This is a genomic window from Acidiphilium sp. PM (assembly GCF_000219295.1).
In the GTDB taxonomy this organism is placed as follows: domain Bacteria; phylum Pseudomonadota; class Alphaproteobacteria; order Acetobacterales; family Acetobacteraceae; genus Acidiphilium; species Acidiphilium multivorum.
Window position 1 is genome coordinate 1 of the sequence record NZ_AFPR01000119.1, and the last position, 14,241, is coordinate 14,241.

At 66.7% G+C, this 14,241-nt stretch carries 14 protein-coding genes; 9 read left to right on the plus strand and 5 right to left on the minus strand.

Annotated features, from left to right (window positions below; genetic code table 11):
* The 5 genes from APM_RS06040 to APM_RS06060 form a co-directional block, all read right to left on the minus strand.
* Positions 1 to 698: ABC transporter ATP-binding protein (locus tag APM_RS06040; protein WP_007422468.1), on the minus strand; the 698-nt coding region annotated here is incomplete at its 3' end.
* Positions 698 to 1,480: an ABC transporter permease gene (locus tag APM_RS06045; protein ID WP_035188285.1), complete on the minus strand. Its 783-nt coding sequence runs from the start codon at positions 1,478 to 1,480 to the stop codon at positions 698 to 700. The genes APM_RS06045 and APM_RS06040, both read right to left, overlap by 1 nt.
* Entirely contained in the window at positions 1,477 to 2,343 is an 867-nt protein-coding gene (locus APM_RS06050; RefSeq protein WP_007422470.1) for an ABC transporter permease subunit, read from the minus strand. The genes APM_RS06045 and APM_RS06050 overlap by 4 nt, the downstream gene beginning before the upstream one ends.
* Positions 2,340 to 3,440, minus strand: coding sequence for an ABC transporter substrate-binding protein (locus APM_RS06055; protein WP_007422471.1), 1,101 nt, complete (start codon positions 3,438 to 3,440; stop codon positions 2,340 to 2,342). The genes APM_RS06050 and APM_RS06055 overlap by 4 nt, the downstream gene beginning before the upstream one ends.
* Positions 3,441 to 3,596: 156 nt before the next feature.
* Positions 3,597 to 4,874, minus strand: a complete 1,278-nt coding sequence (locus tag APM_RS06060) for a porin (RefSeq protein WP_241763116.1) — start codon at positions 4,872 to 4,874, stop codon at positions 3,597 to 3,599.
* Between the two features lie 525 nt (positions 4,875 to 5,399).
* Between APM_RS06060 and APM_RS06065 the strand changes: the two genes are divergently transcribed.
* The 9 genes from APM_RS06065 to APM_RS06105 all read left to right on the plus strand — a co-directional run.
* Complete coding sequence (locus APM_RS06065; protein WP_013639678.1) at positions 5,400 to 5,741, plus strand: multidrug efflux SMR transporter; 342 nt, start codon at positions 5,400 to 5,402, stop codon at positions 5,739 to 5,741.
* 174 nt (positions 5,742 to 5,915) lie between these two features.
* Positions 5,916 to 6,860 (plus strand): ABC transporter substrate-binding protein, encoded by a 945-nt coding sequence (locus tag APM_RS06070; protein ID WP_007422474.1) that lies wholly within the window; start codon positions 5,916 to 5,918, stop codon positions 6,858 to 6,860.
* Between the two features lie 62 nt (positions 6,861 to 6,922).
* Positions 6,923 to 7,783, plus strand: a complete 861-nt coding sequence (gene choW / locus APM_RS06075) for a choline ABC transporter permease subunit (protein WP_007422475.1) — start codon at positions 6,923 to 6,925, stop codon at positions 7,781 to 7,783.
* On the plus strand, positions 7,780 to 9,033 hold the full coding sequence (locus APM_RS06080; protein WP_007422476.1) for a glycine betaine/L-proline ABC transporter ATP-binding protein: 1,254 nt from the start codon (positions 7,780 to 7,782) through the stop codon (positions 9,031 to 9,033). The genes choW and APM_RS06080 overlap by 4 nt, the downstream gene beginning before the upstream one ends.
* 14 nt (positions 9,034 to 9,047) lie before the next feature.
* A complete protein-coding gene (gene betB / locus APM_RS06085; protein ID WP_007422477.1) occupies positions 9,048 to 10,511 on the plus strand; it encodes a betaine-aldehyde dehydrogenase in 1,464 nt (487 codons plus the stop codon).
* A gap of 14 nt (positions 10,512 to 10,525) precedes the next feature.
* A complete protein-coding gene (gene betA, locus APM_RS06090) occupies positions 10,526 to 12,184 on the plus strand; it encodes a choline dehydrogenase (protein WP_007422478.1) in 1,659 nt (552 codons plus the stop codon).
* 123 nt (positions 12,185 to 12,307) lie between these two features.
* Complete coding sequence (locus APM_RS06095; protein WP_007422479.1) at positions 12,308 to 13,561, plus strand: sarcosine oxidase subunit beta family protein; 1,254 nt, start codon at positions 12,308 to 12,310, stop codon at positions 13,559 to 13,561.
* A gap of 11 nt (positions 13,562 to 13,572) precedes the next feature.
* Entirely contained in the window at positions 13,573 to 13,827 is a 255-nt protein-coding gene (locus tag APM_RS06100) for a sarcosine oxidase subunit delta (protein ID WP_007422480.1), read from the plus strand.
* Positions 13,824 to 14,241 (plus strand): 2Fe-2S iron-sulfur cluster-binding protein (locus APM_RS06105; protein ID WP_007422481.1); only part of this gene is annotated, 418 nt, incomplete at its 3' end. The genes APM_RS06100 and APM_RS06105, both read left to right, overlap by 4 nt.

The window sequence follows — 14,241 nt, forward strand, 5'->3', positions numbered from 1 at the left end:
AACCGCGCGACGAAGATGTTCGCCGGCTCGCCATAGATCTCCGCCGGCGTCCCCGCCTGGGCGATCCGTCCCTCCTGCATCACCACCACCCGGTCGGAGACCGACAGCGCCTCCTCCTGGTCATGGGTGACGAACAGCGTCGTCACCCCGGTCTCCTGCTGGATGCGGCGGATCTCGTCGCGCAGTTGCACCCGCACCTTGGCGTCGAGCGCGGACAGCGGTTCGTCGAGCAGCAGCAGCGCCGGGCGGATCGCCAGCGCCCGCGCCAGCGCCACCCGCTGCTGCTGGCCGCCGGAAAGCTGGTGCGGATATTTCCGCGCGTGCTCGGCCAGCCCCACCAGCGCCAGCAGCTCCGCCGCCCGCGCCTGCTGCGCCGCCGGCGTCTCCCGCCGCACCTTCAGCCCGAAGCGGACATTCTCCTCCGCCGTCATGTTCGGGAACAGCGAATAGGCCTGGAACACCATGCCCATGTTGCGCCGCGCCGCCGGCAGGGCGGTGATGTCGCTCCCCGCCAGCACCACCCGCCCGCCATCCGGCCGCTCGAACCCGGCGACGATGCGCAGCAGCGTCGTCTTGCCGCAGCCCGAGGGCCCGAGCAGCGAGACGAACTCCCCCTGCCCCAGCGCGAGGTCGATGCCGTGCAGCACGGTCTTGCCACCATAGCGCTTTACCGCGCCGTCGATTTCCAGATGCGGCATCAGCGCGCCCCTCCGATCTGCACGCTGCGCCCGCCCCGGCCCGAGACCAGCACGCCGAGCATCGCCAGCCAGGTGATCAGGAAGCTCAGCAGCGTCAGCGCCGAGGCCTGCGTCGCCGAAGTCTGGCCGACATAGTTGATATAGACGGCGAACGTGTTGAACAGCAGGATGTTGGCGAAGGTGAACTCGCCCATCACGATGGCGATCGTCAGCAGCGCCGCGCCCAGCAGCGCCGTCGTCAGGTTCGGCACCACGACGCGGAAGATCAGCGTCCCCCAGCCGGCGCCGAGGCTCTGCGACGCCTCGGTCATGGTGCGCAGGTCGAGCACGCGCATGCCGAGATCGAGCGCGCGATAGGTATAGGGCAATGCGAGGATCACGTAGGGTATCACCAGATAATTGGGGGTGCCGACCAGCCAGTCCGGCCCCGTGTAGAGCGCCGTCATCCCGGCGACCAGCGCGATCGGCGGCACCACGAAGGGCAGCACCGAGATGAAATCGAACACCGGCCGCAGCCGCGGCACCCGCAGGTTCAGCCAGAACACCGCCGGCACCAGCACGATGAGCCCGAGCAGGATCGTCTCCACCGCCAGCCGCACCGAGAGGAACAGGCTCTGCCAGAGCTTCGGCTGGTGGAACAGCGCCACATAGGCGGCGAACCCGTAGCGCGAGCCGCCTTCCCACAGGCTGAACGCGCCCGTCGCGAGCAGCGGGACCAGGAAATACAGGCCGAGCAGCCCGAGCCAGGCCTCCGGCAGCAGCCGTCCGAGCACGCCCCTCATCGCCGCCCCCAGCGGCCGATCCGCCGCGCCGCCAGCGCATAGACGCCCATCACCGCGACCATCACCACGATCATCCCGAGCGCCAGCGCCGCCCCGGTCTGCTGCGAGATCATCACATTGCCCGACAGCACGTTGCTGATCTCCACCGGCACCAGCGCGACGATCCCCGAGGTCAGCGCATAGGGCGTCGCATAGGCCGAGAAGGCGTTGCCGAACAGCAGGATGAACGCCGAGAGCAGCGAGGGGAGCAAAATCGGCAATCCGACATGCCGCCAGTAATCGAAGGCGGAGGCGCCGAGATTCTCCGCCGCCTCCCGCCACTCCCGCCGCAGCGCCTCCAGCGCCGGGGTGAACACGATGATCATCAGCGGAACCTGGAAATAGGCATAGACCAGCACGAGGCCCGGCAGCGAATACAGGCTGAACCCCATGCCGTAGAGATCGACCCCGACCGATTTCAGCCACACCGTGATGATGCCGAGGCTGCCCAGCGTCGCGATGAAGGCGAAGGCCAGCGGCACGCCGGCGAAATTCGCCGCCACCGCGCTGAAGCTCGTCACCAGCGAGCGCACGCCCCGCGGCATGCCCGGCCGCAGCACCAGGTAGGCGGCGATCCCGCCGGCGATCACGCCGACCAGCGCCGCCAGCGCCGACAGCACGAGCGAGTTGCGGAACGCGACCACCGTCTGCCCCTGGCCCAGCGCAGCGACATATTTCAGCGTCAGCCCGTGCTTGCCCGAGAACGCCTCCGCCAGCAGCATCAGCGTCGGCAGCACGAGGAAGGCGATCACGTAAACGACGAGCGGGCCGACGAAGGCGAGCGTCAGCCCGCCGCCCTCGCCGGCCTTGAACCGGAAACTCACGCCTTGACGAGCTTCGTCCAGTTGGCCGCCAGCAGCTGCTGCGCCTTCTTCGTCTGCGCGTCGTTGGCGAACACCGCCTCGCCATACGGCTTGGCCGGCGGCAGTTCCGCCATCAGCGATTTCGGAATGGCCCCCGCCTTCGCCATCGCCGAGAACCGCGCCGGATGGGCGAAGCCCTTGAGATAGAGAAGCTGCCCCTCGTCGGAATAGATGAACTCCTGCCACAGCTCGGCCGCCTTCGGGTGCGGCGCGAACTTGCTGATCGCCTGGCAGTAGAACGCGCCATACGGCGTCGCCTCCTCGGGAATGACCGTGTCGATCGGCGTCATCCCCTTCGCCTTCTTCGCCTGGGCGAGGTTCAGGTAATCCCAGTTGATCACCACCGGCGTCTGGCCAGAGACGAGGCTCGCCGCCGTCGCGGCCGAGGGGTTGAAATTGCCGCGCTTGGCGAGATCGGCGAAGAACTCGATGCCCGGCATGATGTTGTCGAGCGAGCCGCCATTGGCGAGTGCCGCCGCCACCACCGCGGCGAACGCCGCCCCGGCGCCGAGCGGGCTGCCGTTCAGCGCGACCATGCCCTTGAATTCCGGCTTCTTCAGATCGGCCCAGTCATGCGGCACCGCCTTTGAGACCGAGCGGTTGATGCCGAACGACACCAGGCCGAAATAGTCGCCGTACCACAGCCCGTTCGGGTCCTTCATCGAGGCCGGAATGCTGTCCCAGGTCGCGACCTTGTAGGGCCGGAACAGCCCTTCCTGCGCGCCGTTCAGCGCGAAGGCCGGGCCGACATCGACCACGTCCGGCCCGCGCGACTGGTGCTTGAGCGAGCGGATCGACTGCAATTCCTGCGCCGAGCTGTCATCCGGCGCCGCGTTGTGGATGGTGATCCCGTATTTCTTCTGGAACGTCGCGATGATCTCGCCGTAATTCGCCCAGTCCGGCGGCAGCGCGATGGTGTTGAGCTGCCCCTCGTGCTTCGCGGCGCTCACCAGCGCGGGCGATGCGGCGCGGCCCGCGGCGGGCAGCAGGCCCGCGCCGAGCCCGGCGCCGGCGAGTTTGAGGAATGTGCGGCGCGGCGATGAGATCAGGTCGGCCATGTCTTTCTTCCTTGCTTCCTTACGTCCTCGACCGGCCCGCGCCCGAGCGCGCTGCCGATGCGGCGGCGACCATATAACCCGAGGCGGCGGCCCCGCCCATAATGTCCGGCCGCCACGAGGGCGGCCGGATGTGAAGGTTTCGTGAAACGAGAAGCATCAGAACACGATACCGGCGGAGAGCACGCTCATCACCTGGTTGCGGTCGGTGCCGTTGGCGCCGAAGCCGCCGGTACCACCGGTGCCTAGATTGGTCAGGTGCAACAGTCCCACCTCGCCGCGGACGAAGAAGTGCCCCTTGATCCAGGACGGGGTGACGCCGATGCCGAAGCCGGACGAGTTGGCGTTCAGATACCAGGCCTGCGGCCCGATATTCTTGTAGTAGAACACCATGCTGCCGAGGGACCAGGGCGACTTGCCGAACTGGTAGTTGGTGATGACCTCGGCGCCGAAATTGCTTGTGAACTTCGTCAGCCCCACCCGGCTGTTGGGTTTGGAGTAGACATACTGCACCTCGGGTACCACGTTCAGGTTGCCGTTGGTGTAGTCATAATAGCCGCCGAACATATCCGAATTCACATAGGCCGCATTGTATCCTTGGTAGACTCCATTCAGGATATTTGGCGTCCCCGTCGTGCCTTGACCGTATGCGTAGGTATTCGGTCCGGTCGTCCCCACATTCTGAGTGCCGTAAAGGGACAGCGCATTGTTGCTGTCGAACGAATACGTCACCAGTTCCTGGAACGTATTGAACACGCCGGAATCAAAGCCGTCGCCGAAGGTCAGCGTCGCCGAAAGCTTGCCATAGGTGTAGTTGACCTGCACGCCGCGACTGGACGAGTTCTCGACGTAGTAGAGCGGCGAGTCGATCAGGTTGGCATTCTGCCAGTCGGTCGAGGATTCCCAGCCTTCCGTCGAATAGACCTGGCCAACCGAAATGCTGAAGTTCGAAGTCGGCGCCCACGTCCCATAGGCGGCATAAAGCGGCCCAAGCGTGAATGTCTTCGCCGTCATCTGCGAGGGCTGAACGCCGAAATAGAGCGACGCATACGGCTTCACCTCGATGGTGAACTGAAATGGGCCGCTCGATTTCTTGACCGTCAGATCGAGAACCCGAGCCTCGGCCCCGGCCGATTTTCTGATACCAAGAGGATTTGTATTGCTCGCACCCGACAACGCATAAAAATACCCGCTGAACCCGCCGCTCACATCAAGCGTTCCGAGCGGCCCGGCCTCGAATTTCTGCGGCGACGGCAGGTTCATCGCGAAGGCCGGCGATGCGAAGGCCATCAGCGCCAGCACGCTGGCTCCGGCGAGAAGCTTCCGGTCGATCAGTCTTTTCGTTCTCATTGCACTACCCTGTTGTTGTTGGAAAATCTTCGGTCTCTGTCGTGACTGGCATTGCGCCGAGCGGCGGCGCGCGTCGCAGATGCGCATCGCAACGGCATCTCGCCGGGCACAACCATTCTCCCTCCCGAAACCAGGTCATCGGGCTGTCGGCCGAATGGCAGTTCCACCGCTCAAGGAAACGATTTTCGCAAGACGTCCATGTTCGCAAAACCCCGCGCCACCAGCCATGAAACACCGCCGTGCACGAGAGACGGAAATCCTGCGGCTCTCACCTCCAACGTCAATCCCTGTTCATTTTCTTCCGCGATTATTCGATCTTTTCGCAATTGTATAAATTCTACGTGTACATCGCCACGTCTTGAATCGAATCGCTGTTTCGCTTGTTCAGATCCGACATTTCCTCCCCGCGCGACAAAATGCCGCGCCGCAAAATTTCGTTCTCAAAGCGAAACGAGTCCGGATCGCGCGGCGTCGGCCGTCGCACCCGTCATTATTCCGCTTCCCGATTTTCCTGAAATTTCCAGCAATTCCGCGATGATGTCAAACCGTCGCGGGCCTTTCCGGCGTCGTCGCGGGTTGACCGCCCCCCGCTTTGCGTCGATCATCGGCGGGATGAACGAGCTCAAGTCCTACTTCCTGCTCGCCATCGCGATCGCGTGCGAGGTGGCGGGAACGTCGTTCCTGAAGGCCTCCGACGGCTTCACCCTGCCGGTCCAGACGATCGGCACGCTGATGTTCTACGCAGCCGCCTTCTACCTCCTTGCGATCATCGTCAGGACGATGCCGATCGGCGTCGTCTACGCGATCTGGAGCGGCGCGGGCATCGTGCTCATCAGCGCCGTCGGCTGGCTCCGGTTCGGACAGTCGCTGTCCCCCGCCACGATGTTCGGCATCGCCGTCATCGCCGCCGGCGTCGTCATCGTGAATCTCTCCTCGGCCGCGCCGCCCCACTGAAGGGTGCGCCGCACAAACGGAACCATGCAAGCCCGGCGTCGGTTCCATGCAAGACAGTCCGTCGTCTATCATACGCTATACGCATGAAAGAACGATGAAAAATTCCAGGGACAGGGCAGGGACAGGCCGGTCGCGGGACCGCAACAGGGACTTTCAACGGAGCAGAGGAAAACAATGAAAAAATACACAATCGGCGCAGCGCTGGCGTCAATCACGATGAGTCTGGGCATCGCCCACGCGGCGGTTCCCGCCTCGTGCAAGACGATCCGCATGGCCAATATCGGCTGGACCGACAATGTGGTCCAGAACGCGGTCTTCTCGACGGTCGCCCAGGCGCTCGGCTACAAGACCGACATCAACCTCTACTCGCTGGAGGTGATGTATGCCGGTCTCAGCAACGGCAAGATCGACGTCTTCCTCGACAACTGGACACCGTCGCAGAACCCGACCACCACGCCCTACGAGAAGAAGCACGAGATCGACGTCATCGGCCCCGACCTCAAGCACGCCAAATACACGCTCGTGGTGCCGCACTACCTCTACGAGAAGGGCCTGAAGACCTTCGCCGACATCCACAAGTTCGCCAAGGAACTGAACTACAAGATCTACGGCATCGAGCCGGGCAACGACGGCAACCTGCATATCCTCGCCATGATCAAGGCGAACAAGTTCGACCTCGGCAAGTTCCATCTCGTGCAGTCGAGCGAGGCCGGCATGCTCGCCGAGGTCGCCCGCAAATACCCGAAGAAGAAGGACATCGTCTTCCTCGGCTGGGAACCCGAGCCGATGAACGTCGAGTTCCACATCAACTACCTCACCGGCGGCCGGGACTATTTCGGTCCTCACAAAGGCGAGGCGACGCTCTACATCAACACGCGCCACAACTACGCCAAGGACTGCCCGAATGTCGGCGTCCTGCTGCACCATTTCTACCTGTCGGTCGGCGACGAGAACAAGATGATGTACGACGTCCAGGTCAAGCATCAGGAGGCCCCCGCCGTCGCCGCCGCCTGGCTGAAGGCGCATCCCGCCTGGGTCAAGAAAACCCTCGACGGCGTCACCACGGTCGACGGCAAGCCGGGCGCGGCGGCGGTGCTCGCCAGCCTGAAGTCGGACTGAAACGGGTGAACCTCCGGCGCGCGGCGGCCCTCCACCGCGCGCCGGATCACGGAGGCTGACCGATGAACGGGCTAGATGGCGTCCAGCACTGGATCGTCCACCATGTCATCCCCCTCGGGGCATGGGCGACGGCGGCGATCGACGCGCTGAAAAACAACTTCCAGGGATTCTTCAACGTCCTTTCGGATGTGCTGGGTTTCCTGCTCGACAACACGACCGGCGCGCTCAACTGGGTCTCGCCGCTCATCCTGATCGTGATCTTTGCCGGACTGACCTGGTATTTCAAGAAATCCTGGAAGCTCGCGCTGTTCGTGCTGATCGCGCTCACCTTCGTGCTCAACCAGGGCTACTGGGGCCGGACGATCGAGACGCTCTCGCTGGTCGCCTACGCCACCCTCGCCTGCATGCTGATCGGCGTGCCGCTCGGCGTCGCCGCCGCGCACCACCCGACGCTCTACCGAATCCTGCGCCCCGTGCTGGACCTGATGCAGACGCTGCCCACCTTCGTCTACCTGATCCCGACGCTGGTGCTCTTCGGCCTCGGCAGCGTGCCCGGCCTGATCTCGACGGTCGTCTTCGTGGTGCCCACCCCGGTTCGCCTCACCTATGTCGGCATCGTCAACGTCCCCCGCCCGCTGATCGAGGCGGGCCAGGCCTTCGGCGCCTCGCCCTGGGAACTGCTCTGGAAGGTCGAGATCCCGGCGGCCATGCCGACGATCCTCGCCGGTCTCACCCAGGTCATCATGCTGAGCCTGTCGATGGTGGTCATCGCCGCGCTGGTCGGCGCCGGCGGTCTCGGCGAACCCGTGGTCGAGGCCATGGAAACCGTGCAGATCGGCCGGGGCTTCACCTCCGGTCTCGCCATCGTCATCGTGGCGGTCATCCTCGATCGGGTGTTCCGGCCGGAGCGCGAAAACGCATGAGCACCGAATTCGCAGCGCGTTTCGAGAATGTCGACATTCTCTTCCCGCCCGGCGAGGGCCGTGCCGGCCGCACCCGGCTCGCCGCCGCCACCGCCATGCTCGATGCCGGCAAGACCCGCGCCGACATCATCGAGTCCACCGGCGTTGTCGTCGGCGCCGCCGATGTGAATCTCGAAATCGCGAAAGGCGAGATCTTCGTCATCATGGGCCTGTCCGGCTCGGGCAAGACCACCGTGCTGCGCGCGGTCAACGGCCTGAACCGGATTTCCCGCGGCCGCATCCTGATCCGCCATGGCGACCAGACGGTCGACATGACCAACCCCGCCCCGGCCGCGCTGCGCGCCCTGCGCAACCGCGCGGTCTCGATGGTCTTCCAGCAATTCGCCCTGCTGCCCTGGCGCACCGTCCGCCGCAATGTCGAACTCGGCCTCGAACTGCGCCGCACCGGCGCCGCCGAAACCCGCGAGGCGGTCGACCGCTGGCTCGATCTCGTCGGCCTGCTGCCCTGGGCGGAGAAACACGCGCACGAGCTTTCTGGCGGCATGCAGCAGCGCGTCGGCCTCGCCCGCGCCCTCGTCACCGACCCCGACATCCTGCTGATGGACGAGCCCTTCTCCGCGCTCGACCCGCTGATCCGCAACAAGCTGCAGGACGAGCTGCTCTCCCTGCAGCAGAGCATGCACAAGACGATCATCTTCGTCACCCACGATCTCGACGAGGCGCTGAAACTCGGCAACCGCATCGCGATCATGAAGGACGGCCGGGTGATCCAGGTCGGCGCGCCGGAAGACATCGTGCTGCGTCCCGCCACCGACTATGTCGCCGAATTCGTCCGCCACATGAACCCGCTCACCGCCATCCGCGCCGCCTCGCTGATGCGCCCGCTCGATACCGGGGACGATGCCCAGGGTGCCCAATTCAGCTTCACCGACGACCGCTCGCACTACCGCCTCTCGCTCCGCCCCGACGGCACGCTGGACGGTCTTTCCTGCAACGGCGCGGCGATCGCCGTCCATCCGGTCGATGGCGAAACCGCGACACCGGAAGGTGCCGTCGGCATCGTCGAGACCACGCATCTGCTGAAGGATGTCGTCGAGCAGCGCCAGCGCAGCGGCCATCCCGTGCTGGTCGCCGAAGACGGCTGCATCGTCGGCTGGTGCGGCGCCAACGAGGTGCTCGACGCCCTCACCCATGCCGGCCGCGCCACGATGACCGACGCGAGCCCCACCCCCGCCCTCGCCCCCAGCTGAACCGGAGCCCTGCCATGACAGGCGAACCCCGCCGCAACTTCATCGCCGGCGGCCCGTGGTCGCGCGCCGGCCTCGCGCGTTTCGAAACCCGCAACCCTGCCACCGGCGGCGTGCTGGCCGAGATCGAGATCGCCGACGCCGAAACGGTCGCCGCCGCCGTCGCCGCCGCGCGCGAGGCCCAGCGCGCCTGGGCCGCCACCCCCGCGGCGGCACGCGGGCGCATCCTGCTGCGCGCCGCGTCGATATTGCGGGAACGCAACGACGAACTCGCCCGCACCGAAACGCTCGATACCGGCCGCCCGATCGCCGAAACCAGCGTTGTCGATGTCATTTCCGGCGCCGAATGCCTCGAATATTTCGGCGGTCTCGCCGCCTCGATCACCGGCGAGTCGGTCGATCTCGGGCCCGCCGCCTTCGGCTACACCAGGCGCGAGCCGCTCGGCGTCGTCGCCGCGATCGGCGCCTGGAACTACCCGCTGCAGATCGCCTGCTGGAAATCCGCCCCCGCCCTCGCCTGCGGCAACGCGGTGATCTTCAAGCCCGCGCCGCAAACCCCGCTGACCGCGTTCGAACTCGCCGCGATCTACCGCGAGGCCGGCCTGCCGGACGGGCTGTTCAACGTCGTCAACGGCTTCGGCGAAACCGGCCTCGCCCTCGTCCGCCACCCCGACGTCGCGAAAATCTCGCTCACCGGCTCGGTCCCCACCGGCAAAGCCGTCGCCGCCGAAGCCGCGGCCAGCCTCAAGCGCGTCACCCTCGAACTCGGCGGCAAATCCCCGCTCATCGTCTGCGCCGATGCCGATCTCGACAGCGCCGCCGCCGCCGCGATGCTGGCGAATTTCTACTCCTCCGGCGAAATCTGCTCGAACGGCACGCGCGTCTTCGTCCACCGCTCGGTGCACGACCGTTTCGTCGAAGCCCTCGCCACCCGCGCCCAGCGCCTCGTCATCGGCGATCCGCTCGATCCCGCCACCGAGATCGGCGCGCTGATCTCGCCCGAACACGCCGACCGCGTCATGGGCTTCATCGAGGCCGGCCTTCGCGAGGGCGCGCGCCTCGTCTGCGGCGGAAAGCGCCGCACCGAGGGCGTTCCCGCCGGCAACACCTTCATCGAACCCACCATCTTCGCCGGCTGCGCCGATGGCATGACGATCGCGCGCGAGGAAATCTTCGGCCCCGTGATGTCGGTCCTCGCCTTCGACGACGAGGACGACGCCATCGCCCGCGCCAACGCCACCCCCTACGGCCTCGCCGCCGCCGTCTTCACCCGCGATCTCGCCCGCGCCCACACGCTCGTCGCCCGCCTTGAAGCCGGCACCTGCTGGATCAATCATTACAACATCACACCGATCGAGCTTCCCTTCGGCGGCATGAAGCAGTCCGGCTACGGCCGCGAGAACAGCCGCGCCGCGATCGACGCCTATACCGAGATCAAGAGCGTCTACGTCGCCCTTGCGCCCGTGGACTCCCCTTACTGACGAGGCGTTAGAAAATGCCCAGCGAATACGACTACATCATCGTCGGCGCCGGTTCCGCCGGCTGCGCGATGGCGAACCGCCTCACCGAGGATGGCAGCGCCACCGTGCTGCTGCTCGAATTCGGCGGCTCCGACCGCTCGCCCTTCATCCAGATGCCGAGCGCGCTGTCGATCCCGATGAACACCAGGAAGTACGACTGGGGCTATCACAGCGAGCCCGAGCCGCATCTCGGCGGGCGGCGGATGCACACGCCGCGCGGCAAGGTGCTCGGCGGCTCCTCCTCGATCAACGGCCTCGTCTACATCCGCGGCAACGCGATGGATTTCGAGCACTGGGAGGAAATGGGCGCGCGCGGCTGGGGCTGGCGCGACGTGCTGCCCTATTTCCGCCGCGCCGAAACCCGTGCCGAGGGCGGCGACGCCTATCGCGGCGATTCCGGCCCGCTGCACACCAGCTACGGCCGCCTCGCCAACCCGCTCTACCGCGCCTTCATCGAGGCCGGGCGCCAGGCCGGCTACCCCGTCACCGACGATGTCAACGGCTACCAGCAGGAAGGCTTCGGCCGGATGGACATGACCGTCCATCGCGGCCGCCGCTGGAGCACGGCGAACGCCTATCTACGGCCGATCCTCAACCGCCCCAACCTCACCCTGCACGCGCGCAGCCTGGTCTCGCACATCGTCTTCGCCGGCAAGGCGGCCAGCGGTGTCGCCTATCGCCGCTTCGGGCAGGACATCGTCGCCCGCGCCCGCCGCGAGGTGATCCTCGCCGCCGGCGCCATCAACTCGCCGCAACTGCTCAAGCGGTCCGGCATCGGCCCCGCCGCCGAACTCGCCGCGCTCGGCATCGACGTCGTGGCCGACCGTCCCGGTGTCGGCGAGAACCTGCAGGACCACCTCGAATTCTACTTCCAGGTCGCCTGCACCCGGCCGATCACGCTGTATTCGGCGATGAACCCGCTCGCCAAGGCGATGATCGGCCTGCGCTGGCTGCTGTTCCACGACGGTCTCGGCGCCACCAACCATTTCGAGAGCTGCGGCTTCATCCGCTCGCGCCCCGGCGTCGAATACCCCGACATCCAGTATCACTTCCTCCCCGTCGCCATCCGCTACGATGGCCGCGCCCACGCCACCCAGCACGGCTTCCAGGCCCATGTCGGCCCGATGCGCTCGAACAGCCGCGGCTGGGTCCGCCTGCGCGACCGCAATCCGGCGACCCCGCCGCGGATCTTCTTCAACTACATGAGCGAGAAGCAGGACTGGGCGGACATGCGCGCCTGCGTGCGCCTCACCCGCGAGATCTTCGCGCAGGAGGCCTTCGCTCCCTTTCGCGGCGCCGAAATCGCCCCTGGCGCCGATGTCACCACCGATGCGGAGATCGACGCCTTCATCCGCGGCGCCGTCGAAAGCGCCTACCACCCCAGCGGCACCTGCCGCATGGGCGATGCCGCCGATCCGCTCGCGGTGGTCGATCCCGAAACCCGCGTCATCGGCGTCGAGCGCCTGCGCGTCGCCGATTCCTCGATCATGCCGCGCATCACCAACGGCAATCTCAACGCGCCCACCATCATGATCGGCGAGAAGGCGGCCGACCACATCCGCGGCCGCGACCCGCTGCCGCCGAGCAACGCGCCGTTCCATCGCGCCGAACGCTGGCAAACCGCCCAGCGCTGACAGCCGGTGAGCGGCACGGCGGAAATGATCAGACGCATGTCGCTTCGATACAACCCCGGCGGCGTATCGCGCGATGTGCGGCGCGGTCCGGCATGGCATTGTCACTGCCGACAGGAGTTTTGAATGCAGCGTTTTTCCGCCCTTGCCCTCATCAGGCGCGCGCTCGACGGCCAGGCCGGCTGGCAGGCCCAGTGGCGCGATGCCGCCCCGAAGCCCGGCTATGACGCGGTCATCATCGGCGGCGGCGGCCACGGCCTCGGCACCGCCTACTACCTCGCCCGCAAGCACGGCATGCGCAACATCGCCGTGCTGGAAAAGGGCTGGATCGGCGGCGGCAACACCGGCCGCAACACCACCATCATCCGCTCGAACTACCTGTTCGACGAAAGCGCCGCGCTCTACGACCACGCGCTGAAGCTCTGGGAAGGCCTCTCGGCCGACCTGAACTACAACGTCATGTTCTCGCAGCGCGGCGTGCTGATGCTCGCCCACAACGTGCACGACGAACAGGTCTTCCGCCGCCACGTCCACGCCAACCGCCTCAACGGCGTCGACAACGAATGGCTCACCCCCGAACAGGCGAAGGCCTTCTGCCCGCCGCTGAACATCGCCCCCGGCATGCGCCACGCGGTCACCGGCGGCGCGCTGCAGCGGCGCGGCGGCACGGCGCGGCACGATGCCGTCGCCTGGGGCTATGCCCGCGCCGCCAGCGCCCTCGGCGTCGACATCATCCAGAACTGCGAGGTCACCGGCATCGACCGCGACGCCTCCGGCCGCGTCAGCGGCGTGCAGACCACCCGCGGCCCGATCGCGACGAAGCGCGTCGGCGTGGTCGCCGCCGGCAACACCTCGGTGGTGATGGCGATGGCCGGGCTGCGCATGCCGCTCGAAAGCTTCCCGCTGCAGGCGCTGGTCTCCGAGCCGGTGAAGCCGTGCTTTCCCTGCGTCGTCATGTCGAACACGATCCACGCCTATATCAGCCAGTCGGACAAGGGCGAGCTGGTCATCGGCGCCGGCACGGATGCCTACATCTCCTACAGCCAGCGCGGCGCGCTGCACATCTCGATGCACACGCTGGAGGCGATCTGCGAGCTGTTCCCGATGTTCCGCCGCATGCGCATGCTGCGCAACTGGGGCGGCATCGTCGACGTCACGCCGGACCGCTCGCCGATCATCGCGAAAACGCCGGTCCCCGGCCTCTACGTCAATTGCGGCTGGGGCACCGGCGGCTTCAAGGCCACGCCAGGCTCCGCCGATCTCTTCGCCCACACCATCGCCCGCGACGAACCGCACCCGATCAACGCGCCCTTCAGCCTCGAGCGTTTCGCCGAGGGCCGGCTGATCGACGAGGCCGCCGCCGCCGCGGTCGCGCACTGAGGAGTCCCGCCATGCTGCTGATCCCCTGCCCGCATTGCGGCGACCGTCCGGAAATCGAGTTCGCCTATGGCGGCGAGGCCCACCGCGTCCGCGCCGCCGACCCGCGCGCCGTCGATGACGCGGGCTGGACCGACTATCTCTACATCCGCCGCAACGCCCGCGGCGATTTCGAGGAACGCTGGCGCCACGCCCATGGCTGCGGCCGCTTCTTCAACCTCCGCCGCAACACCTACACCGACATGATCGACCGCGGAGCCGCACGATGAGCCAGAGCTTCCGGCTTGCCGAGGGCGGGCGGATCGACCGCTCCCGCACCCTCGCCTTCCGTTTCGACGGCCGCGCCTATGCCGGCCATCCGGGCGACACGCTGGCCTCGGCCCTGCTCGCCAACGGCGTCCACCTGGTCGGCCGTTCCTTCAAGTATCACCGTCCGCGCGGCATCCTGACCGCCGGCGCCGAGGAGCCGAACGCCCTGGTCGGCGTCGGCCGCGACGAGGGGCACTACACCCCCAACCTGCGCGCCACCCAGGTCGTCCTGCATGATGGCCTGGTCGCCGAAAGCCAGAACCGCTCCCCCTCGCTCGAACGCGACTTCGCCGGCCTCACCGACCTGTTCTGGAAATTCATCCCCGCCGGCTTCTACTACAAGACCTTCATGTGGCCGAAAGCGGCGTGGACGC

Excerpts from the sequence above, each read along its gene's own strand:
- APM_RS06045 (WP_035188285.1), bottom strand. The coding sequence starts at position 1,480 with ATGAGGGGCGTGCTCGGACGGCTGCTGCCGGAGGCCTGGCTCGGGCTG.
- APM_RS06055 (WP_007422471.1), bottom strand. The coding sequence starts at position 3,440 with ATGGCCGACCTGATCTCATCGCCGCGCCGCACATTCCTCAAACTCGCC.
- APM_RS06060 (WP_241763116.1), bottom strand. The coding sequence starts at position 4,874 with ATGCGCATCTGCGACGCGCGCCGCCGCTCGGCGCAATGCCAGTCACGA.
- APM_RS06065 (WP_013639678.1), top strand. The coding sequence starts at position 5,400 with ATGAACGAGCTCAAGTCCTACTTCCTGCTCGCCATCGCGATCGCGTGC.
- APM_RS06070 (WP_007422474.1), top strand. The coding sequence starts at position 5,916 with ATGAAAAAATACACAATCGGCGCAGCGCTGGCGTCAATCACGATGAGT.
- choW (WP_007422475.1), top strand. The coding sequence starts at position 6,923 with ATGAACGGGCTAGATGGCGTCCAGCACTGGATCGTCCACCATGTCATC.
- APM_RS06080 (WP_007422476.1), top strand. The coding sequence starts at position 7,780 with ATGAGCACCGAATTCGCAGCGCGTTTCGAGAATGTCGACATTCTCTTC.
- betB (WP_007422477.1), top strand. The coding sequence starts at position 9,048 with ATGACAGGCGAACCCCGCCGCAACTTCATCGCCGGCGGCCCGTGGTCG.
- betA (WP_007422478.1), top strand. The coding sequence starts at position 10,526 with ATGCCCAGCGAATACGACTACATCATCGTCGGCGCCGGTTCCGCCGGC.
- APM_RS06095 (WP_007422479.1), top strand. The coding sequence starts at position 12,308 with ATGCAGCGTTTTTCCGCCCTTGCCCTCATCAGGCGCGCGCTCGACGGC.
- APM_RS06100 (WP_007422480.1), top strand. The coding sequence starts at position 13,573 with ATGCTGCTGATCCCCTGCCCGCATTGCGGCGACCGTCCGGAAATCGAG.